The organism is Arsenicicoccus dermatophilus (assembly GCF_046267915.1).
GTDB lineage: Bacteria > Actinomycetota > Actinomycetes > Actinomycetales > Dermatophilaceae > Arsenicicoccus > Arsenicicoccus dermatophilus_A.
Genome location: NZ_CP176520.1, coordinates 3,068,532 through 3,088,898 on the forward strand (window position 1 = coordinate 3,068,532; position 20,367 = coordinate 3,088,898).

16 protein-coding genes, 1 pseudogene and 1 riboswitch are annotated in these 20,367 nt (G+C 74.6%); of the genes and pseudogenes, 7 read left to right on the forward strand and 10 right to left on the reverse strand.

What is annotated here, in order from left to right:
- Nucleotides 1-18: 18 nt before the first annotated feature.
- From ACK2IS_RS14465 to ACK2IS_RS14480, 4 genes are all read right to left on the reverse strand, one after another.
- Nucleotides 19-873 (reverse strand): GNAT family N-acetyltransferase, encoded by an 855-nt coding sequence (locus tag ACK2IS_RS14465; protein ID WP_409483990.1) that lies wholly within the window; start codon nucleotides 871-873, stop codon nucleotides 19-21.
- A gap of 145 nt (nucleotides 874-1,018) precedes the next feature.
- Entirely contained in the window at nucleotides 1,019-1,600 is a 582-nt protein-coding gene (locus tag ACK2IS_RS14470; protein ID WP_409483991.1) for a Type 1 glutamine amidotransferase-like domain-containing protein, read from the reverse strand.
- 55 nt (nucleotides 1,601-1,655) lie between these two features.
- A complete protein-coding gene (locus ACK2IS_RS14475) occupies nucleotides 1,656-2,288 on the reverse strand; it encodes a LysE family translocator (RefSeq protein WP_409483992.1) in 633 nt (210 codons plus the stop codon).
- Between the two features lie 278 nt (nucleotides 2,289-2,566).
- Nucleotides 2,567-3,871: a M18 family aminopeptidase gene (locus ACK2IS_RS14480; protein ID WP_409483993.1), complete on the reverse strand. Its 1,305-nt coding sequence runs from the start codon at nucleotides 3,869-3,871 to the stop codon at nucleotides 2,567-2,569.
- A gap of 208 nt (nucleotides 3,872-4,079) precedes the next feature.
- Here ACK2IS_RS14480 and ACK2IS_RS14485 point away from each other — a divergent pair, with 208 nt between their 5' ends.
- The 5 genes and pseudogenes from ACK2IS_RS14485 to ACK2IS_RS14505 all read left to right on the forward strand — a co-directional run bounded on the left by ACK2IS_RS14485 (nucleotide 4,080) and on the right by ACK2IS_RS14505 (nucleotide 8,697).
- Nucleotides 4,080-5,186: a hypothetical protein gene (locus ACK2IS_RS14485; RefSeq protein WP_409483994.1), complete on the forward strand. Its 1,107-nt coding sequence runs from the start codon at nucleotides 4,080-4,082 to the stop codon at nucleotides 5,184-5,186.
- Between the two features lie 187 nt (nucleotides 5,187-5,373).
- Nucleotides 5,374-5,892, forward strand: a pseudogene (locus tag ACK2IS_RS14490) (ABC transporter ATP-binding protein); the annotation flags it as partial.
- A 92-nt stretch (nucleotides 5,893-5,984) separates the two neighbouring features.
- Nucleotides 5,985-6,500, forward strand: coding sequence for a PadR family transcriptional regulator (locus ACK2IS_RS14495; RefSeq protein WP_409483995.1), 516 nt, complete (start codon nucleotides 5,985-5,987; stop codon nucleotides 6,498-6,500).
- Nucleotides 6,501-6,703: 203 nt separating this feature from the next.
- Nucleotides 6,704-7,969 (forward strand): hypothetical protein, encoded by a 1,266-nt coding sequence (locus ACK2IS_RS14500; RefSeq protein ID WP_409483996.1) that lies wholly within the window; start codon nucleotides 6,704-6,706, stop codon nucleotides 7,967-7,969.
- 128 nt (nucleotides 7,970-8,097) lie between these two features.
- On the forward strand, nucleotides 8,098-8,697 hold the full coding sequence (locus tag ACK2IS_RS14505; protein WP_409483997.1) for a hypothetical protein: 600 nt from the start codon (nucleotides 8,098-8,100) through the stop codon (nucleotides 8,695-8,697).
- 370 nt (nucleotides 8,698-9,067) lie between these two features.
- Here the strand turns inward: ACK2IS_RS14505 and ACK2IS_RS14510 are convergent, their stop codons facing one another.
- The 3 genes from ACK2IS_RS14510 to ACK2IS_RS14520 form a co-directional block, all read right to left on the reverse strand.
- A complete protein-coding gene (locus ACK2IS_RS14510; protein WP_409483998.1) occupies nucleotides 9,068-9,871 on the reverse strand; it encodes a hypothetical protein in 804 nt (267 codons plus the stop codon).
- A gap of 267 nt (nucleotides 9,872-10,138) precedes the next feature.
- On the reverse strand, nucleotides 10,139-11,347 hold the full coding sequence (lhgO, locus tag ACK2IS_RS14515; RefSeq protein ID WP_409483999.1) for an L-2-hydroxyglutarate oxidase: 1,209 nt from the start codon (nucleotides 11,345-11,347) through the stop codon (nucleotides 10,139-10,141).
- 129 nt (nucleotides 11,348-11,476) lie between these two features.
- Nucleotides 11,477-13,231 carry an alpha/beta fold hydrolase gene (locus ACK2IS_RS14520; protein WP_409484000.1) on the reverse strand — a complete coding sequence of 585 codons (1,755 nt, stop codon included), beginning with the start codon at nucleotides 13,229-13,231 and terminating at the stop codon, nucleotides 11,477-11,479.
- Nucleotides 13,232-13,426: 195 nt separating this feature from the next.
- Between ACK2IS_RS14520 and ACK2IS_RS14525 the strand changes: the two genes are divergently transcribed.
- Nucleotides 13,427-15,235, forward strand: coding sequence for a metallophosphoesterase (locus ACK2IS_RS14525; protein WP_409484001.1), 1,809 nt, complete (start codon nucleotides 13,427-13,429; stop codon nucleotides 15,233-15,235).
- Nucleotides 15,236-15,484: 249 nt separating this feature from the next.
- Here ACK2IS_RS14525 and ACK2IS_RS14530 read toward each other — a convergent pair whose 3' ends face one another.
- The 3 genes from ACK2IS_RS14530 to ACK2IS_RS14540 form a co-directional block, all read right to left on the reverse strand.
- Entirely contained in the window at nucleotides 15,485-15,658 is a 174-nt protein-coding gene (locus tag ACK2IS_RS14530) for a hypothetical protein (RefSeq protein ID WP_409484002.1), read from the reverse strand.
- Nucleotides 15,659-15,776: 118 nt separating this feature from the next.
- Entirely contained in the window at nucleotides 15,777-16,235 is a 459-nt protein-coding gene (locus ACK2IS_RS14535; protein ID WP_409484003.1) for a hypothetical protein, read from the reverse strand.
- A 53-nt stretch (nucleotides 16,236-16,288) separates the two neighbouring features.
- Nucleotides 16,289-16,456: riboswitch (cobalamin riboswitch) on the reverse strand.
- 228 nt (nucleotides 16,457-16,684) lie between these two features.
- Nucleotides 16,685-18,670: an amylosucrase gene (locus tag ACK2IS_RS14540; RefSeq protein WP_409484004.1), complete on the reverse strand. Its 1,986-nt coding sequence runs from the start codon at nucleotides 18,668-18,670 to the stop codon at nucleotides 16,685-16,687.
- A gap of 90 nt (nucleotides 18,671-18,760) precedes the next feature.
- Here ACK2IS_RS14540 and ACK2IS_RS14545 point away from each other — a divergent pair, with 90 nt between their 5' ends.
- The gene (locus ACK2IS_RS14545) at nucleotides 18,761-20,326 is read left to right on the forward strand and encodes a CHAD domain-containing protein (protein ID WP_409484005.1); all 1,566 of its coding nucleotides are present in this window, start codon (nucleotides 18,761-18,763) and stop codon (nucleotides 20,324-20,326) included.
- The last annotated feature ends 41 nt before the right edge of the window (nucleotides 20,327-20,367 follow it).

Below are 20,367 nucleotides of genomic sequence, written 5' to 3' on the forward strand. Positions count from 1 at the left end.
GGGCCGAGTCCCCAGGGATCAGCCGTGGTGCGTCATCTCGTACTGCCGCAGCGGCGCAGTGGCCACACCGCACCGGTGGAAGAAGTCGTCGGCCAGGCCGTCCGGCACGATCGAGATGACCCGGACCCGATCGGTGCCCTCGACCGCCGCGACGCGGCCGAGGAGCGAGCGGGCGTGGCCCTGACGGCGATGGTCGGGGTGGGTCAGCAGGCAGAGAACGTGGAGGGTCGTGCCGCTGCTCTTCGTGACAACTACGGCGGGTCCGTCGGTCCAGGCCTGCCAGTCGCTGCCCAGCGCGTAGAGGGACGGGGCGTCGAGCTGCCACGTCAGACCCGGCGCGTGCTGCGCGACCTGAGCCGCTGCCTGGCCGATCGGGATTCGCCGCAGGACGCCTCCAGCGGATGCCGGCATGGCGCCCGAAGTGGGCGACAAGGCGCCCTCGAAGCCGACCAGGGTGCGGGCGACCCGAAAACCCATGGAGGAGTAGAGGGCCACCGCGCCCTCGTTGGTGGTCAGCACCTCGAGCTGGACGCTGTCGCCGCGCTCCCTCGCCTCGTCGAGGGCGACCTGGAGGGCTCGCCGGCCCCAGCCCTGTCGGCGTGCGTCGAGCGGGACACCCATGCTGGCGATGCGGGTCGCGGCGCCGCGACGAGCGATCAGGACCAGGACGACGTCCCGCCCCTCGTGGTGCAGGGTGAACGAGGACCACAGGTCGATGTCCTCGCTGCGCATCCGGTCGGACAGGGCAGCGGCGTCCATCTGCACCGGAGCCGCGTACCCGGCGAAACCGGCCGCGTGCAGCTCTGCCAACCGCGCCAAGGACTGCTCGCCGGCACGGTGGACCGTCCACGTCGGCATCGATGCGGGGTTCATGCGCAGGACCTCCCGGCGGCGTTCCTCTCGCGACGACGCCGACGCTAGCAATGACTCAGCCGCTCCACGAGCGCGTCGGAAGCGGGGGTCAGGACGGTGGCCGGCTGCGGGACTGTGCTGCGGGAGTCGGCTGCGTGCCCATACGTCAGAAGTTCACGAGGAGGTCCTCGCCGTCGGCGAGAGCGGTGCAGGCCAGGCCCGCCGACGCGAGATGCCGCTGCGCGGCGTCGGCCTCAGGTGTCCCGGCGTGGGGGACGATCCGGGTGCCGGTCAGGTTCAGGGTCGTGGCCGGCATGTCGGCGCGGTAGCCCTGGGGCAGCTCATCGGCCGGGTCCATCAGGTCGATGCCGGCGAGGTCGAGCGATGTGAGGCAGGCCCCGGCGGAGTACCCGGCATAGGTGAGGTGCGGCGACCGGTGCAGCGCTGAGGCGAGCCCGGCCGCGGTGGCGGCGCGGGCCAGGACGAAGGCGTTGCCACCGACGACCCACAGCAGGTCGACGTCGGCCAGGCGGCCGGTCAGGGCATGGGGATCGCCCCAGAACTGGCGCAGGTCGAGCTCGGTGCTCGAGTACCCGAGCCGCGCCAGGTCCGAGGTCTCCCGCGCCCAGCTGCGGAGCCGGTCGGGGAAGGGGTCCAACGCGTTCATGACGATCGCTGCCCGCCCTCCGTCCGTGGCCAGGACCTCGGCGCGGGCTCCGAGCCGATAGGCGCTCAGGTAGATCCTCATGAGCCGGATGCTAGGTGGCAGGCCACCGTGGTGCGGGCGCCCGGGGCCGGGACGGCTACGTGGCCGAGCGGGCGTTGCGCAGCCCCAGCAGGATCAGCACCGCACCTCCGGACGCGTCGATCCGACGAACCCACCGCCGTGGATCCAGCCGCGCGGTCAGGGAGGTCAGCCCGGACGCCCACAGCCCCAGCCACAAGATCATGACGCCGACGTGGATCCCGGCCAGCCACAGCATGGACACCACCCCCACCCCCTCGGCTGCGACGAACTGCGGCGCCAGCGTCAGGTACACCGAGGCGGCCTTCACGTTGAGCACGTTCGCGACATACGCCTGCCAGGCTCGCCGAGCGGCACCGCTGCCGGCGGCGGACGGGCTGCCAGCAGGGTCCGCGCCATCCCCACGCAGCCCTCGCAGCAGCAGGACCAGACCCAGGCCGATCAGGTATGCCGCCCCGGCGATGCGCAGGGCCTGGTACACCTGCGCCGACCGCATCACCACGACGGCGAGACCCACACCAGCCAGGACCGCGTGCGTCACGATCCCTGCCGCCGTGCCGGCGATGGTGGCCCACGCCCCCGGACGGTCGCCGGCCAGCCCGCGAGCGCTCACCAGGGTGAAGCTCGCGCCCGGCGTCACGACCAACGGCGCGACGGCCACGGCGAATCCGACTGCTCCGGTCCACGTCACCCGCCCATCGTCGCAGCCCGGCCACGACCGCGCCCAGGGGCCAGGCTGGCCCCGAAAGATACGTTTAGCCGCCTCTTTGAACGTGCCACAGGGCCAGGCTGGCCCGTGGTGACGCGCGCCCGAGCGAGAGGCGATTCCGTATGCCGAGCCGGGGGCGGGGCCGGGTGGGGGGTCCGACGAGAGCCGCGGGGCCGAGCGGCGGAGGGGAGGCCGCCCGCCCGGCCCCGTCGAGACCGCGGGCGGGCGGCACCACGCAGGGCGGGCGCCCGCGGCGGGGGTCAGACCTGCGGTGAGAGGAAGGCCGACAGCGCGCCGGCATACAGCGCCGGGTCGTGCGCGCCCATCAGCTCGCGAGCCGAGTGCATGGACAGCATCGGCGCGCCGAAGTCGATGGTGGTGACCCCGAGCTGGGAGGCGGTCATCGGCCCGATCGTGGACCCGCAGGGCAGGTCGCCGCGCGCCGTGAAGTCCTGCATGGGCACGCCCGCCTGGTCGCACGCGATCCGGAACCAGCCAGCGGACACCGCGTCGGTGGCGTAGCGCCCCTTGACGTTGGTCTTGAGGACGGGCCCGCCGTTGACGGCGACCTGGTGGTTGGGCTCGTGCATCTGCGGATAGTTGGGGTGGGTGGCGTGGGCCATGTCGCCGGAGGCGACGACGGTGCCGGCGAGGGCGCGCTGGTAGTCGTCGCGGTCGCCGCCGAGGGAGCGGGTGATGCGCTCCATGACGGTGGGCAGCATCGAGGAGAAGCCGCCGCGCTCGGTCATCGAGCCGATCTCCTCGTGGTCGAACAGGATCAGGACCTGCACGTGGGGCGTGGAGGGCCCGTCGCCGTCGACCGCGTCGACGAAGGCCCGGGTGCCGCAGTAGGTCGTGCCGAGGTTGTCCAGGCGCGGCGCGGCGATCAGCGACCGGTCCACGCCGAGGATCGTCGACGGGGTGAGGTCGTGGGTCATCAGGTCCCAGGCGAGGACGTCGTAGCCGTCGAGCTCCAGCTCGCGGGCGAGGAACTCACGCATCGAGGGCACGTCGCCGCCGGTGCCCCAGACGGGCACGAGCTGGGTCTGGGGGTTGAGGGTGAGCGCGTCGTTGGCGGTGCGGTCGAAGTGGATCGCCAGCTGCGGGATGCGCAGGATCGGCGTGTCCACGTGCACCAGGCGGGTCTCGACGCCGTCGCGCCCCCGGATGCCGACCCGCCCGGACAGGCCCAGGTCGCGGTCGAGCCAGCTGTTGAGCAGGGGGCCGCCATACACCTCGCAGGTCAGCTGGGCCCAGCCGTGACGGGACAGGTCGGGGTTGGGGCGGACCCGGAAGTTGGGCGAGTCGGTGTGCGCCCCCAGCACCCGGAAGGGCGTCGCCGGGCCGTCGGCGTGCTCGGTCGACCAGGCCGCGAGCGAGCCGCCGCGCACCGTGAAGTAGCGCCCGGGCTGCGTCGGCCACGCGTCGGCCTCGGCCAGCTCGGTGAAGCCGGCGGCGTCGAGGATGCGGCCGACCTCCTGCACGGCGTGGAAGGGGGACGGGGCGGCGTCCACGAAGGTGCACAGGCCGCGGGCCTCGACCTCGGTGTCGAAGGAGTGGCTCATGCCGCCCAGTATGCCGGGCCGACGGCCCCCCGCCGCTCGGCCCCCTGCGCCGTCGTGGCCGTCCCGGAAACTCCCGGTGAAACCTCACGATCAGGTCAGGTCGGGCTAGGGCGGGTCCCCCGGGTCCGGGCGCAGGATGACAGGGCCGGGTCGACCGGCCCGGACAGCTGCTTCTGGGGGGAAACACATGTCCAGCAGGATCCTTCGTATGACGACCCTCGCGGTCACCGCCGCCGTCGCGGGCGCCGCCGCACCGGCCGCCGCCTCGACCGCCGTCGCCGCTCCCGCGCAGCGGGGCCAGCAGGCCAAGCCGGCTCCGCTCGGGTTCACGGTGCAGCGCACCCTGGCCATCGATGCCGAGTCCCTGGCCACGCCGGCCGCCGGTGACGTGTGGGTCGCCGGTCGCTCCCGCGGCCGGCTCGTCGTCCAGCACATCGCCCGGGGCCGGGTGAGCACGCAGCGCCTCGGCGCCGTCGCCGCGGACGCCGTGGTGCGGCTGAGCGCGAGCAGCCCGCAGGACGTCTGGGTCACCGACGGCAAGTGGCTGCTGCACTCCCGCGGGCGGGGATTCAGCCAGGTCGCGCTGCCGGAGGGCATCGGTGGCGTCGCCAACCTCGTCGACGTCCCCGGCCCGGGCTGCTACGTCACCGCCGGGGTGGGCCGGTCCACCGCCAAGGTGTGGCGGTTCATGGGCGCCGGGTGGGCCGAGGTCGCGACCTACGGCACCTACGCCGCCCAGGGCCCGGCCGCCGTGGCCTTCGGCGCGACCCCGATGATGCCGCGCGGCACCGAGACGTCCCACCCGACGACCGAGCAGCTGTTCGTCCCGGTGGGCGGCAAGGCCGTCGACATCGCTCCCACCTGGCAGGCGCCGCCCACGAGCAGCGCGTGGCTGTTCTCCGGCGCCGCGGTCGTGCCCGAGTCGGCGAGGTCCGCGACGGTGTATGGCTTCTCGTCATACATCTCGACCTCGAAGACCCGCGGTGACAGCCGTGGGGTCCGGCGTCTCGCCGACGGGGCGATCGCGTGGCCGGTCACGGGTGCCGCCAAGCTCGCCAACGGCATCAACGTGCTCGGCGGCAGCGACACCGCCGCGCTCGGGGCGCAGCAGCGCGGCATCCCGCTCTTCGGGGCGGCGCAGGGCCGGTTCGCCCTGCACCGCGCCAACGGGTCGGTGCAGGTCATCGCGGGCGACCCGGGTGACCGCACTCTGCAGGTGTCCGTGGAGAAGGGCACCGACGTGGCCTGGGCGCTGACCCGGACCGGCACCGTCAGCCGGCTGCAGCGCCTGGACGCCCACGCCGCGCGCCGCTGACCCGACCCCGCAGGAGGCCGCCTCACCGCACGACGGGGAGGCGGCCTCGGCGTGCCCGGGCGGGCGCACCAGATCCGCACATACCGGGTATTGACCCGCTGCCGACTTACCGGGTATACCTCTACCTGTCATACGACATACCGAGTATGTCGACGACACCCATCCGGGCCGGCCGGTCACCAGGGGGATGACCGGCCGGCCCCGACACCTCCGGGGGGAGCCACCGATGACGGTGCTGCAGATGACCGACGTGAGCCGCACGCACGGCTCGGGCGAGACGGCCGTGCACGCCTTGCGCGGAGTGTCGCTGACCATCGAGCCGGGCGAGCTGGTCGCCGTGATGGGCCCCTCGGGCTCCGGCAAGTCCACGCTGCTCAACCTGGCCGGGGCGCTCGACCGCCCCACCGGCGGCCAGGTGACGATCGAGGGCCAGGAGGTGACCACCCTGCGGCCCGACGCCCTGGCCCGGCTGCGGCGTCGCGCGGTGGGCTTCGTCTTCCAGGACTTCAACCTCATCACCTCGCTCACCGCGGCCGAGAACGTCGCCCTCCCGCTCGAGCTCGACGGCACCGGCCCGCGGGAGGCCCGCCGCCAGGCGCAGGCAGCCCTGGAGGAGGTGGGCATCGCCGAGCTCGCCGACCGCTATACCGAGGAGATGTCCGGCGGCCAGCGCCAGCGCGTCGCCATCACCCGCGCCCTGGTCGGCATACCGGCTCTCGCCGCCCTGCTCGCCATGACCATGGTGCGCTCCGAGCCCACCCTCACCCGCCGCCAGGCCTGAGCAGGAAGGACACCGACATGTCGATCCGACAGGGGATGCTCGCCCTGCTCGCGGAGCGGCCGAGGTATGGCGCGCAGCTGCGCAGCGAGTTCGAGGAGCGCACCGGAGGGACCTGGCCGCTGAACGTCGGGCAGGTCTACCAGACCCTCGCCCGGCTGGAGCGCGACGGCCTCGTCGAGCAGCAGGGCGAGGACGCCGAGGGCCGCACCACCTATGCCCTCACCGACGCCGGTCGTGGTGAGGTCGCCCGCTGGTGGACGCAGCCCGTGGACCGGGAGGCCACCCCGCGCAGCGAGCTCGCCATCAAGCTCGCGCTCGCGGTGACGCTGCCGGGCGTCGACGTGGTGCAGGTCGTGCAGACCCAGCGCACCGCGACGATGCGCGCCCTGCACGAGCTGACCCGGGCCAAGTCGACGCTGCCGCGCGAGGACCTGGCCCGGCTGCTGGTCCTGGAGCACCAGGTGTATGCCGTGGAGGCCGAGGCCCGCTGGCTCGACCACGTCGAGGCCCGGGTGCTGCTGGGCCGGGGCTGACGCCCGCCTGACCTGGCCCTGGAGCCTGGCCCTCGCCCCGCCCAGGGCCAGGCCCCACGGACGCCCAGCCCTTCCTGACGCGACACCGGACGCCGGGAGCAACCCGACAAATGGCTACAGAGGGCCATTGATCGGTCACTTCAAGTGAGATCAACTGAGGTGACCGACTGCCGCTCACCCGTCCGTTCCGAGGGGGACCCCAGATGACCATCACCCGCACGCTCGCCGCCACCCTGCTCGCGGCCCTGACCGCCGGCACCGCCACCGCGGCGGCCGCGCCCGCCCCACGGCCCGTGCCCGGCGCCAAGGCCCCGGCGGGCAGGTCCGCCACCGCCACCGGCTTCCGCACGGTCCGCACGACGAGCTTCACCGCCCAGTCCGTCACCTCGCCCGCCACGGGAACAGCGGTCGTGGTCGGGGTCAAGGCCCGGCCGGGCGCCCCCGGCCCGATCGTGGTCGAGACCGTCGGCCCCCTCGGCTGGACCACCCGAACCCTGCCCGGCTCGGCCACGCAGGCGCGCGTCGCCTCCGGCGCCGGCACGGCCTGGGTCCTGGGCATCGGCGCCACGCCCACCCTGTGGCGCTCGCAGGGCACCCGTCACGAGCGTGTGGCCGTCCCGCTGCCGCCCGGCACCACCGCGTTCACGCCCTACGCCGTAGCCGCCGAGGGCCACACCGTGGTGCTCTGGGGTGCGACGACCGGCGCGGGATCCCGCCCCGGCAGCGGCGCGCTCGCCCGCTTCGACGGCAGGACGTGGACCTTCCAGCAGGACTCCTTCGGCCCCACCACCTTGTACGGGCCGTCGGACCGCACCGGTGACGCCGTCCTCGAGCTCGTCGGCGGCCACGCCCTCGCGGGCACCGGCTTCATGGGGGCTACGCACATCTACGGCACGCTCTACGACTACGCGACCACCCCGCCGAAGGATCTCGGCTGGCTCGAGGTGCACGCCCCGGACGGCGGTGGCTACCGGGCCCAGGCCCTCACCGCGCGCTCCCCGCAGGACGTCACCGCGTGGGGCGCCGGCACCACCCTGGACCCGCGAGGGGACCTCGTCTACCGCACCCGCGGTCTGTGCCTCCGGGTGACGCCCGGCCGCCGCGACCGGTGCCCGGCCCCGGCCTACGCCGTCACCGCGGCCGACCACCTGGCCGACGGCCGTCAGGTCGTCGGGGGCCAGGACACCTTCACCACGGACGACCGAATCACCCAGGAGCGGACCGACCTGGTCCAGGGCGGGTATGCCGTCCTCACCGCGCAGGGCGCCACCCCGCAGGTCCTGCCCGGCGATCCGGGGGACGCCGTGGTCGACCTGGCCGCCGAGCCGAGGGGCTCCGTCGTCTGGTCCGTGGTCAGGACCGGGAGCCGCACGGCCGTGCAGCGCGCCGTCCTCACCGTCGGCACCACCGCCAGGACGGCGCCCAGGCCCCTCGCCGTGCCCCCGGCCCGGGGCCCGGTCCGGGGCTGACACCCGCCGCCGTCCCGTCCACCCGCCCTCGTCCAGCCGCTCCTGCCTCCGGCGCTCGCCTCCTCACCTCCGGCGCCGTCCCCGGGGCCCGGTCCGCCCCGACCGCCGCCGGGGCGGCAGGTCCGGTCGTGGAGCGCCCCGGGGCACCCCGGCAGCCGGCGGCGCTCGGGTTCTGGACGGTCCGACGCCCGCCCTTCCGGGCCCAGGCGGCCGCTGCCGGAGCCGGCCAGGTCGCCGTCTCGAGCGGCACCATCTGGCTGCTCACGACGGGCGCCACCAGCACCCTGTGGCGCAGCCAGGGCACGACCTTCGTGCGGGTGGCGGTGCCCGCCATGCCGGCCGGGGTCAGGAGCTTCACCCCGCAGTCGCTGGCCGCTCCTCGTCTCCGGGGTGATGACCTGGTGCGCGGCTCCCCTGTGGCAGGTGACCCCGGCGACCCGCCTGGCGGACGGCCGCCAGGTCATCGGGGGCCAGCACACCTATGCCCGCACCGATCGGCCACCGGCACCCGTCACGACCTGGTCCAGGGTGGTCATGCCCCCGTCACCGCACCCGGCGCCCGGCCCTCCGGCCTGGCGGGCGACCCCGGTGCCGCGGTGCTGGGTATGGCGGCAGACCCCACCGGCACCACCGTCCGGTCCGTCGTCACCGGCGCGCACGGCACCACCGCGGTGCAGCGGGCGATCCTGTCCGCCCTCGTCAGGCCCTGCACCACGTCCGGCCGCTGACCGCACTCCTCGCGCACCGCACCGCACCGCACCGCACCGAGCGGCATACCCCGGCCCGGCGACGGAGCCCTGCCCTGGACGGACCCCTCGTCCTGCCGCCGGAGACGCGCAGGCCGGGCCGCCCCCCAGCGACCCGGCCTGCCTCCCCGGTCCCGCGGCACCCGCCCCCCAGCGGGCGCCGCTGACCCTCAGCCTCTCGCACCAGACCCCCCTCGCGACAGGCCCCCCGTGGATCATCTTCACAGATGGTCCAGGTCTATCGAACGCATAGTCATTTCAGGCCATTTCGGATCAGTCGGACCCTGCCGATCACCGGTCACGGCCGGGGCGGGGCGGGCCGTCCCCCTCGAACGGCCCGTCCCGCCCCCGGTCAGTAGGCGTTGGTGATGCGGTAGCCGTCCCCGCGCAGCGAGACCAGCCGGCCCACGCGGAAGGCCTCGCGCCGAGCCGCGGTCGGCACGACGTAGGTGTAGGTCGTGCGGGCCTTGTTGATGACGCCGCCGCGGCCGTCGAGGAGCACCCGGTCCAGGGTGATGCGCTGACCGCCCTTGACCTTGGCCACCGCGCGCACGTAGCCCACGTCGGACATCCGCTGGGGCCGGGTCTGCTTGGGCAGGACCGAGCCGCGGGCGATCTGGGCGAGCACCGCGTCGGTCCGGTTGCCCTTGGCGCGGGTCGTCTCGGCGAACAGGACCGAGGCCGGCCAGATGGGCGTGACGTACTGGATCACGGTCGGGCCGGCCGTGCGGCCGCAGGTGATGTCCCAGCGGCGGTACTCCGCGGCCCGGCCGCCCAGGGACAGGGTGGCGTAGCGGGTCAGCGGCCCGTTGGAGTGGTCGGGGCAGTAGTGCGGGTCGGCCTCGAAGCCACCGTGGGTCTCGGTGTCGACCACCTGCTGCTCGGGCACCTGCTCGATGTAGAGGACGTCGCAGGTCGTGGTGCCGGCCGGGTGGAGGCACCAGGACCGCAGGCCGTGCGGGTTCCAGGTGGCCTTCCAGCCCGTGGGCAGCGCGAGGCGGGCGCGGCCGACGGTGGTCAGGGTGGGGCGAGCCGCCGTGACGGTGGTCGTGGCGGTGGTCGTCGTGGTGGTGGCGGGTGCGGCGAGGGCCGGCGCGGCGGCGGCCCCGCCGAACAGGGCGGTGGCGCCGAGGACGATAGCCGACGTACGAGACATGTTGGGCTCCTTGAGGATTCGGCGCCCGCCCCCCGCGGGCGCCGTTGGCCACAACTCTGTCGCAGTCGGCACGTGGGCGACAGAGCCCGCATGCGTCATCTTCGGGATGATCCGGGCATATCGGACGACTGAGCCGTTCGGGCTACTCGCGACCGCCGTCCGGGCCAGGTCCCGGTCCGGAAGGACCACGCCCGCCGCGCCGGGACGGCGGGACGGGCGTGGCGCGGCCGACGCCGTGCGGTCCGCGGCGTGGCCGCGGACCCGGCCTCAGAGGCGCTCGGCCTCGGCCAGCTGGTCCGCGACGACCTTGGCGATCGCGAGCGAAGCGGTGGCCGCGGGCGACGGAGCGTTGAGCACGTGCAGGACGCGCGGGTGCTCGTGCAGGAAGTCGAAGTCCTCGACGAGGGTGCCGTCGGGGCGCATGGCCTGGGCCCGCACCCCGGCCCCGGCGCGAACCACGTCGTCGACCTGCACCTCGGGCAGCATCTTCTGCGTCGCCTTGACGAAGGCCTCCGTCGAGAAGGATCGCCGGAGCTCGCCGAGGGAGTACCGCCAGTACTTCTGCGCGAGCCGCCAGATCCCCGGGAAGGCCGCGAGCCGGACCAGGTCCTGGGGGTTGATCTCGGTCCACGAGTAGCCCTCGCGCGCAAGCGCGATGACGGCGTTGGGCCCCAGGTGGACGTGCCCGTCGACGCCCCGCGTCGCGTGCACCCCGAGGAAGGGGAAGCGCGGGTCCGGCACGGGATAGATCAGCGACCTGCACAGGTAGGACTTCTCGGGGGTGAGCTCGTAGTACTCCCCGCGGAAGCCGACGATGCGGGTCTGCGGGTGCGCCCCCATCGCCGTGGCGACCTGGTCGGCGTTGAGCCCGCCGCAGGTGACGACCTGCCTGGCGACGATCTCGCCCCGAGTGGTCTCCACGGCGACGTCGCGCAGCCCGGGCCGCCCCGACACGAGCGCGGTGCCCGTGCGGATCTCCCCGCCCGCGGCGCGGATGTCGTCCGCGTAGGACCGGCATACCGCCGGGTAGTCGACGACTCCGGTGACCGTCACCTGCAGCGCCGCGACCCCCTCCGCGTGCGGCTCCACCTCACGGAGCTCCTCGCGGCTCAGCCAGCGGGTCGGCACGTCGTTGGCCTGGCAGCGGCGCTGGATCTCGCGCATCGCGTCGACCTCGGCGGCACTGGTCGCGACCACGACCTTGCCGTCGATCCGGTGCGGGATCGCCTTGTCCTGGAGGTACTTCACCAGCCGCACCCGGCCGTCGAAGCACAGCCGCGCCTTGTAGGACCCCGGCGGGTAGTAGACCCCCGCGTGGATCACGCCGGAGTTGTTGCCCGTCTGGTGCCGGGCGATGTCGTCCTCCTTGTCGATGACGACGACGTGAGCACCAGGCTTGCGCAGCTGCAGCGCTCGGGCGGTGGCGAGCCCGACGATCCCCCCGCCGACGACGAGGACGTCTACCTCGGTCTTCATGTGGTTCCCCTTTCGACTCCCCCAGTCTCTCGCGCGCGGTCCCGCGGCGGAGCGGACCTCCCGACGTGGGGGGAGGAGGTATGCCGGGGCCGCGCCCAGGAACGCCCGGACGCGGCCCGGCCCCCGCGGTCACCTGGCGAAGAGCGCCTTGTCCGGGGTGCAGGTGACGTCGGCGGCCGGCGTCCGCCTGGTGGTGAGGTAGGCCGTGACCGCCTCGTCGACGCAGGCGGAGTAGCCGTGCAGCGAGCCGTGGCCGAAACCGTCCTTGACGGTGATCAGGCGCGAGGTCGGCAGCGTCGAGCGGTAGGCCGCGGCACCGGCGTAGGGCGTGGACGGGTCGTGCTGGTTGGCCACGAGCAGGACCGGGGTGGACGTGGGCCTGTCGAAGGGGCCGCGATAGACCCCCGTGGCCTTGCCCGGCCAGGCGGCGCACACGCTCGAGGCCCAGGTCCACAGCGGGCCGAAGCCCCCCGCGGCGGTCCTGGCCCGCTCGGCCGCGGCCACCCACTCCTGCGGGTCGCTCGGGTTGACCGCGTCGCTGCACAGCACGCCCGAGTAGCCCACCCAGTAGCCGGCCTCCTGGCCCGGCGGCGTGGTGGCCGTGGGCTTGGGGCGCGGCGTGGCCGTGGGGCGCGGGGTGGGCTTGGAGCCCGGTCGGCGCCGGTCCGGCAGGACGACGCCCGGTCGCCGATGGACGCCCGGCTGGGGGTTGACGTCGATGGGCACCTCCTGCGCGGCCGGCGTGGTGGCCTCGGCCGCGCGGGCCAGCGCGTGCAGCTGCTTGAGCGCGGCGGTCGCCCTCGCCCGGGCCCGCGGCGCCGCGAGCATGGCGCTGCTGGGGATCCGCGCGGGCAGGGCGGCCCGCAGGTCGTGGATCGTCGTCAGGACGCCGGGGATCTGATCGGCGGAGTACAGCGCGCGCAGGACGGTGGAGTGCAGCTCGTCATACCGCAGCTCGCGCCCGTCGCCGAGGGCCACCGGTCCCCGCTCGGTGGCGGCGACCAGGTCGGCCCAGTCCTGGCGCGCCGTGGCGGCCGACGGGCAGCCCGGCGCCCCGACCCGCTCGCACTCGGTGAGCGCCGCCTCCAGCGCCTCCTTGGCCCCCACGTGGGAGCCGAGCCGCTCGGTCAGCGGCCGCCCGGTGCCCTGGTCGCGGCCGGTGCTCCACGCGACCGGGTCGATGACGCCGTCGAGGACCATGGCGCGGACCTTGTCGGGGAAGAGCGCGGCATAGGTCTGGCCGAGGTAGGTGCCGTAGGACGTGCCGTAGTAGGTGAGCTGATCGTCGCCCAGTGCGGCGCGGGCCAGGTCCAGGTCGCGGGCGTCGTCGGCGGTGGACATGTGGTCCAGCACCTGTGGCGCTCCCGTGGCGCACAGCGCCCGCCGGCGCGCGTCGGCGGTGAGGCGCACCCGCTGCTCGTCCGCCGTGACCGGGAACACCAGGCCACCACCGGGAAGGTCCGGGTCCTCGCCCACCGCGGTGCAGCTCGCGTCGGTGCCCCGGGTCGCGAGCCCGACCACGTCGAACCTCTTGCGGACCTCGGGACCGAGCTTGTCCGCCATCTGCCCCACCCGGTCGGGGACCGCCAGACCCGGGCCTCCGGGGCTCGTGAAGATCGAGCCCACGCGGTGCGCCCGATCCTCCGCGGGGCGTCGCGCCAGCCTCAGCGTGATCGTGCCCGCGCCGGGGTCGGCGTGGTCGAGCGGGACCGTGAGCTCACCGCACTGCAGGCCACGGCCGCAGTCCTCCCAGGTGATGCCGGCGGCCGGGCCGGCCGTCGTGCGGGAGCCCGGCGCAGGGGTGGGGCCGGCCGCCGTCGCGACCGACGGGACGGACACCAGGGCGGCCGCGACCAGCGCGACCCCTCGGGCGGGCACGGACATGCGGGCCTCCAGGCAGGTATGACGGACGAACGGCGCCGGGGCACCGCCGGTCCATGGTGGACCCGCCGAGCACGCCCGCACCAGTGCGAGATTCGCGTCCGGCGATGACTCTGCGTCATCCGCGCAGGCCCCGGCCGCCCCGGTGATCCACGCGATGCGGCGCGGGCGCGGATCCGCAGTCGCTACCCTGGGCCCGTGAGCCCAGCCACGTCCCCCGACCGGGGTCGGCAGCCCCCACCCGCCTGGGCGCTGCGCCCCCTGCGCGTGCTCGGGTCGCTGCTCGGGCTGGCCGCCCTCGCCCTGGCCGCCGCGGTCGTCGGGATCGGCGTCACCAGCGTGTGGCCCACCGACGTGCAGACCAGCTCCTACGCCGCGACCCTGCGCCTGTCGGCCGAGCCCGACCACCTGTCGTCCGTCCACGCCCCGACGCTCTTCGGCAACCTCGACCTGCGCTTCGACGGCCCGCTGCCCGCGCCCGGGGTCAGCGCCGACGCCCGCGTCCGCGACCGGATCACCGCGATCCTCGCCACCAAGGACCTGTCCGTGTCCGCGCTCAAGCCGGGCGCGGCCGAGATCGACGCCGCCATCGGCGCCGGGGTGTCCTCCCTCGCCGGCAGGTACGCCGCCGGGGTGCTGCTCACCTGCGTGCTCGCCGCCTTCGCCGTACGGCACTGGCGGTCCGCCCAGACCGGGCTGCGCCCGTGGCGCCGGGCCGCCCCGGTCCCGGCGCTCGCCGCCGTGGTCGCGCTCGTCGGGACGGGCGGGTCGGCGTGGGCGACCTTCCGGCCCGACCGGCTGGAGACCGTGCAGGCCGACGGGCTCCTCGGCTACGTGCGGTCCAACACCCGGATCCTGTCCGACGTGCAGGCCCGCTCCGCCCAGGCCGAGCCCTACGTCAAGAACATGCTCGCCCTGTCCGCGGCCCTGCAGGAGCACTTCGTCCCGCCGGACCTGGCTCGCCCGGCCGCCGTCAAGCTGCTGCTGGTCAGCGACATCCACGGCGCCAACGCCTATCCCCTGATGCGGCAGATCGTGCAGACCGAGGGCATCACCGCGGTCGTCGACACCGGCGACCTGCTCAACTTCGGGCACGCGCAGGAGGGCGAGGCGGCGGGCATGTATGCCGGCATCGCCTCCCTCGGCGTCCCGTACGTCTTCGTGCGCGGCAACCACGACGCGAGCGCCGCGACCGACGAGTCGGTGCTACGACGGATGGCGAAGATCCCGAACGTGATCCTGCTGGAGCCGACCGCGGGGACCTACACCGTCGCCACGATCGGGGGGCTGCAGGTCGCAGGCTTCAACGACCCGCGCTGGTTCGGCGACGAGGGCGGCGACACGGCCGGGCAGGTCGCGGCGGCGCGGCGCTTCGACGGCGCGATGGAGCTGGTGCGGTCGGGGCGGGTCGCGCCGGCCGCGAGCACGACGCGGGGCGGGACGCCGACGCCGGTGGGTGGGCGGACCGCCCCGGGGGTGACCGCACCGGCGACCACACCGGGCGCGTCTGCGGACCCGGCCGCGTCGGCCGCCGTCACCACCGACCTGCGCCGGGGCCTGGACCTGCTCGTGGCGCACGAGCCCTATGCCGCGGACGCCTTCGCCGCCGCCCGGGTGCGCCTCAACGGTCACATGCACTCGGCGGCGCTGCACGGCAACCGGATCCAGCTGGGCACCTTCACCGGGGGCGGGGTCGTCGCGCACTACAGCCAGGACCCCGCGGGGGCCGAGCTCAACGGCCAGCCCTACGCCTTCGACATCCTCAGCTACGGCGCCGACTGCCGGCTGGAGACCCTCACCCGCTACAGCTACCGCGACCTGCTCGAGGGGCGTCCGGTGTATGACGACGTCCGCGCCGTCAACGGCCGCTCGATCCAGGCGCCGCAGCCCGCTGCCGGGCGGGTGTGCCGCGCCGACGCGCCGCTGACCCTGCAGACCGTGGTGGCCGGCGCCGCCGGCGAGCCGAGCACCTCCCCCGCGCGGGCGGCCGTCAGTACCACCCCCTGACCCTCCACCCCCTGACCCTCCACCCCCTGACCTTCCTGCGCTCGCGGCTCACTACACGCACGTTGCCGACCCCTCCACGTGCCCTTCTCGCGCTCGCAGCTCACTACACGCACGTTTTGCGCGCCAGAACGTGCACTTCCTGCGCTGCGAGCGCAGGACGACCACGCGGGGGTGGGGCGCCCGCGTGGTCGGCGCGGGGCGCCGGGGGCGGCGCGAGGCGGATGGCAGGCCGGGCCACCCGCGAGGTGCTCAGCGGCGGACGCGCGAGCCGATCATGCGCCACAGGGCGATGCCGCTCGGCACGGCCACGGCCGCCGCGGTCGCGTAGTCCTTGCGGCGGAAGGCCTGCCACGCCGAGACCAGGCTCGACACCATCAGGGTGCCCGAGGCGGCGTTGTTCACGGACTGCTGGTCGATCGGCATACACCCTCCAGGGAAAGAGTCACGGTCGATCACCGAGCGTAGCGACAAGTGCGTGAGAACGGGCCCGAACGCCGCACGACGGGCCGCCCCGCAGGACGGCCCGTCGTGCCCGGCGGGATCAGCCGTGCCGGTGCATGCCGGTGTGCTCGACCATGACCTGGCCCTCGGCGAGGTTCTCGGCGACGACCGGGCGCCAGCCGACGTGCATCAGGTGACCGAGCGCCCGCGAGTCGCAGGCGAGCGAGACCTTGGGGTGCCGCAGCGCGAAGAGCTCGATGATCACGTCCACGAGCGTCTGGGTCAGTCCGGGCTCGGCGTGCTCGGCGGCGGGCACCGTGAGCAGGCGCTGCAGCTCGACGTGGTCGCCGCGCAGCGTGCCGGCGGCATACCCCGCCAGCCGGCCGTCCAGGCTCACCGTCACCAGCCGGAAGCTCTCGTCGCCCTCGGACCGGGCGAGCCACGGGACGGTGGCGTCGGACGAGCGGGCGGCCTCCTCCAGGTGGGTGAGGTCGTCGCGCAGACGCTGGGCGCCGGCGCCGTCGTAGTGGGAGACACGCATCGACAGCGTGGTGAGCATGGGTCCTCCAGACCGAGTCGGGTCCGACGGCCCGGGTGGGCCGCCGCGCTGGCAGGTCTTCGGACTCGCGGGCGTCGCGCGGCAGGCTGACCTGCGCGCGGGCCTAGGCGCCGCTTCCCGAGCCGACTGCTCAGTGCGTGTGGCGCGGTCGTTCCCGCTCACCGCTGCACCGCGGACGGCTGTCCGCGGCGCAGTCCCGGACTCGCACCGGGTTCCCTCTTGCCCCGGCGCGCCCGAGGGTCTGCCGGACCAGTGCGGCCCAACCTATCCAGGCGGGCATGGGGCGGCCTGGCGGGGCGCGTTCCGCCGGTCGCGGTGCCTGCGGCCGGCGCCCCACGAGCTGCTCACGGCGGCAGACCGACCGCCGGCAGACCAACCGTCGGCAGACCAACCGTCGGCAGACCAACCGTCGGCAGACCTACCGGCGGCGGTCGGATCGACCTGCTCGACTAACCCCGGCTGACCCGACCGCCCCCGGTAGGGATCAGCCAGCGCTGCTGGTAGGGGTCGAGCATGAGGTCCCACCAGACGTCCTCGCCGGTGAGCGCGTCCTGCAGCCCCGACAGCGGCCCGAAGCCCGCGAACCCGTGGATCGACGCGTGCTGCGGCTCGGCCGTCAGGTTGGCGAGCACCAGGCAGTGCCCGCGCGGCCCGGTCCGCCACAGCGCGAAGACGTGCGGGTTGTCCAGCGGCACCGCGTCGATCGCCTGCTGGGCGTGCAGCTGCGGCAAGGACTTCCGCGTGGCGACGAGCGCCTGCAGCCCCTCGAAGACCCGCGCCGCCACCGTTCCCGGCTCGTGCCGCTCCCCCGCCGCCGCCCAGTCCATGCGCGGCCGGTGCAGCCAGCGGTTGTCGTCCGCGTGCGCCGGGTCCTGGACGTACGACCGGTCGTTGAGCATCCCGATCTCGTCGCCCATGTAGATCAGCGGCACGCCGCCGAGCGCGAGGACGAGCCCCTGCAGCAGCAGGATCCGGCGTATGCCGAGCAGCTCCGCCCGCTCCCGCTCGGCACCCGCGAGCGAGCGAGCCCGCTCCAGGCCGGCGAGGGACGCGAGGGACCCGCTGATCCGGCGGTCCCCGGTGGCGGGGTTGGCCTGGAAGACCTCGCCGACCGCCCACGACCCGGGATGGGCCCCGGAGTAGAAGTCCGACAGGAAGGCGCGGTGGGCCGGCCCGGACAGGCCCACCGCGGCGGCGTGCTCGTCGCTGACCGCCCATCCGATGTCGTCGTGGAGCCGCACGTAGCCCAGCCACGCGGCGGTGGGCGGCAGCGGGGGCATCGCGCGCACGGTGTGGGTGAGCAGTCGGGCGGAGCCTTCGGCGAGCGCCGACCACAGCGCGACCATGTAGACGTTGTGGTAGGCGAGCTCGCACTCCTTGCCGGTCGCCTCGCCCTGGCCGAGGTAGGGCGCCAGGTCCTCGGGCGCGACGATGGCCTCGGCGAGCAGCAGCACGCCGGGCATGGCCAGGCGGGTGAGCGCACGGAAGGCCTGCAGCACCAGGTGCGCCTCGGGCTGGTTCTGGCAGCTCGTGCCGAGCCGCTTCCACAGGAACGCGACGGCGTCGAGCCGGATCACCTCGACGCCGACGTTGCCGAGGTGGCAGACGACGTCGAGCATCTCCGCCAGCACGCGGGGGTTCGCGTAGTTCAGGTCCCACTGGTAGTCGTGGAAGGTCGTCCACACCCAGGAGCGGGCCTCCTCGACCCAGGTGAAGCTGCCGGGCGCGAAGTCGGGGAAGACCTCGGGAAGGGTCTGCTCCCACCGGTCGGGCATGGTCCGGTCGGGATGGAAGTGGTACATCGCGCGCGCCTCGGGGTCGCCCGCCACCGCCGCCCGCGCCCAGGGGTGCTCCCGCGCGGTGTGGTTGCAGACCAGGTCCACGACCAGCGAGATCCCCCGGGAGCGCAGCGTGCTCGCGAGGGCGGTCAGGTCGGCGACGTCGCCGAGACGCGGGTCGGTCCGCCGGTAGTCCGCGACGGCGTAGCCCCCGTCGTCGGCGCCCTCGCGCGGCAGCAGCATCGGCATCAGGTGCAGCATCGTCACGCCGAGCTCGGTGAGGTGGTCCAGCCGCTCGGGCAGCTGCGCGAAGGTCCCCGCGAACCGGTCGGTGTAGCAGACGTAGCCGATCGTCTCCGGTCGCTGGAACCAGTCGGGCTGGGACAGCCGGCGCTGGTCGAGCAGGTGCAGGTCCTGCGGTCGTACGGCGAAGGCCCGCGCGGCGACGGTTACGAGACCGTCGAGGACCTGGTCCAGGGCCGGGTCTGCGGCGTCCCCGTCGGCCGTTGCGCCGTACAGACCCTGGACCGGGCGCACCACGTCGGTCCACAGGGTCGCGAGCCGGGCCTCGAAGACTGCCCGGGCGTCCTCGCCGAGAGTTCCCCACTCGGGCAGGGCGCGATAGGACCGGGGGATCTCGGGCAGGGGCGTGACCATGACGCCATGCTCCCATCGACGCGGCGGCCGGCCGGGCAGCCGCCCGCAGCCCGGTCGGCGCCGCACCCGCGCGTCGGCGACAATGGGAGGGTGACTGCGACGGAGCATCAGGAGATCGAGCGCAAGTACGACGTGGACGGCGGGGCCGAGCTGCCCAGCCTCGTGACGCTGCCGGGGGTGGACCACGTCGAGGTGCGTCCCGCCGAGGAGCTGGACGCGATCTACGTCGACACCGTGGACCTGGCGCTCGCCCGCGCCCGCATCACCCTCCGCCGCCGCACCGGGGGCAAGGACGCCGGCTGGCACCTCAAGCTCCCCGCCCGCAAGGACGTCCGTCGTGAGCTGCACGCCCCCCTCGGCGAGGAGCCGACCCGCGCGGACGGCTCGATCGACGTGCAGCGGCTGCAGGTCCCGGCCGAGCTGCTCCCCCACGTGCTCGCCCACACGCGCGGCCGCGACCTCACCCCGGTCGTGCGGCTCACCAACCAGCGCACCACCGCCGAGCTGTATGCCGGGCAGCGGCGCACCCTCCTCGCCGAGGTGTGCGCCGACCGGGTCACCGCGACCCCGCTGCGCGAGGGCCTGCCCGCGAGCACCTGGAGCGAGTGGGAGGTCGAGCTCGTCGACGGGCCCCGGTCGCTGCTGGACGCCGTCGAGCGGGTGCTGCTGGCCGCCGGAGCGCGTCCGGCGAGCGGCCCCTCCAAGCTGGTGCGGGCCCTCGGGTCCCTCGCGCCGCGCCCGGTCGCGATCCATGCCGTCCCCGACAGGCCCACCGCGGGCCAGGTGATGATGGCGGCGCTGCAGTCCACCGTGGAGCGGCTCAAGGCCGAGGACGCGGGTGCACGCCTGTCCGCGCCCGACGCCGTGCACCAGATGCGGGTGGCGTCGCGGCGGCTGCGAACCCTGCTGTCGACCTACGGCCCGCTGCTCGACCCGGACACCACCGCTCATCTGCGTGAGGAGCTCAAGGTGCTCGCCGAGACCCTGGGCGGGGTCCGCGACGCCGAGGTGATGCGCGACCGCCTGCTCGCCCTCGTCGAGGCCCAGCCGGCGCAGGCGGTGCTCGGCCCGGTGAGCGAGCGGATCGAGGCCGAGATGGCCAAGGACTATGCGCGGGCGCACGCCCGGCTGGTGCGCGGCCTGGAGCACGAGCGCTACTACGCGCTGCTGGACGCCCTCGACGAGCTGGTCGCCAGCCCGCCCACGACCCCTCTCGCCCAGGAGCAGGCCCGGCTCGTCGTCCCCCGCCTGCTCGGCCGTGACTGGCGCCGCATGCGCCGCGCGGTCGCGCAGGCCACCCGTGAGGACGACCCGGCCCGCGCCGAGGACGCCCTTCACGAGGTGCGCAAGGGCGCCAAGCGGTTGCGGTATGCCGCGGAGTCCACCGGCGTGGTGCTCGGGCTGCGGGCCAAGCAGCTCGCGAAGTCCGCCGCCGCCCTCTCGGAGGTGCTCGGCGAGCACCAGGACTCGGTGATCACCCAGGAGGCGATCCGCGACCTCGGCATGCGTGCCCAGCGGCACGGGGAGCCGTCGTTCACCTACGGCCGGCTGGAGGGCATCGAGGAGGCCGGCCGTGGGGAGCTCGCGTCCGAGGGCTACCGCAAGGCCCTCGCCGACGTCCGCAAGCGCCGTCTCAAGGGCTGGAAGCAGGTCTGAGCCGAGCCGGTCCCCGCGAACCGCCGCGGCCGGGCGGATGC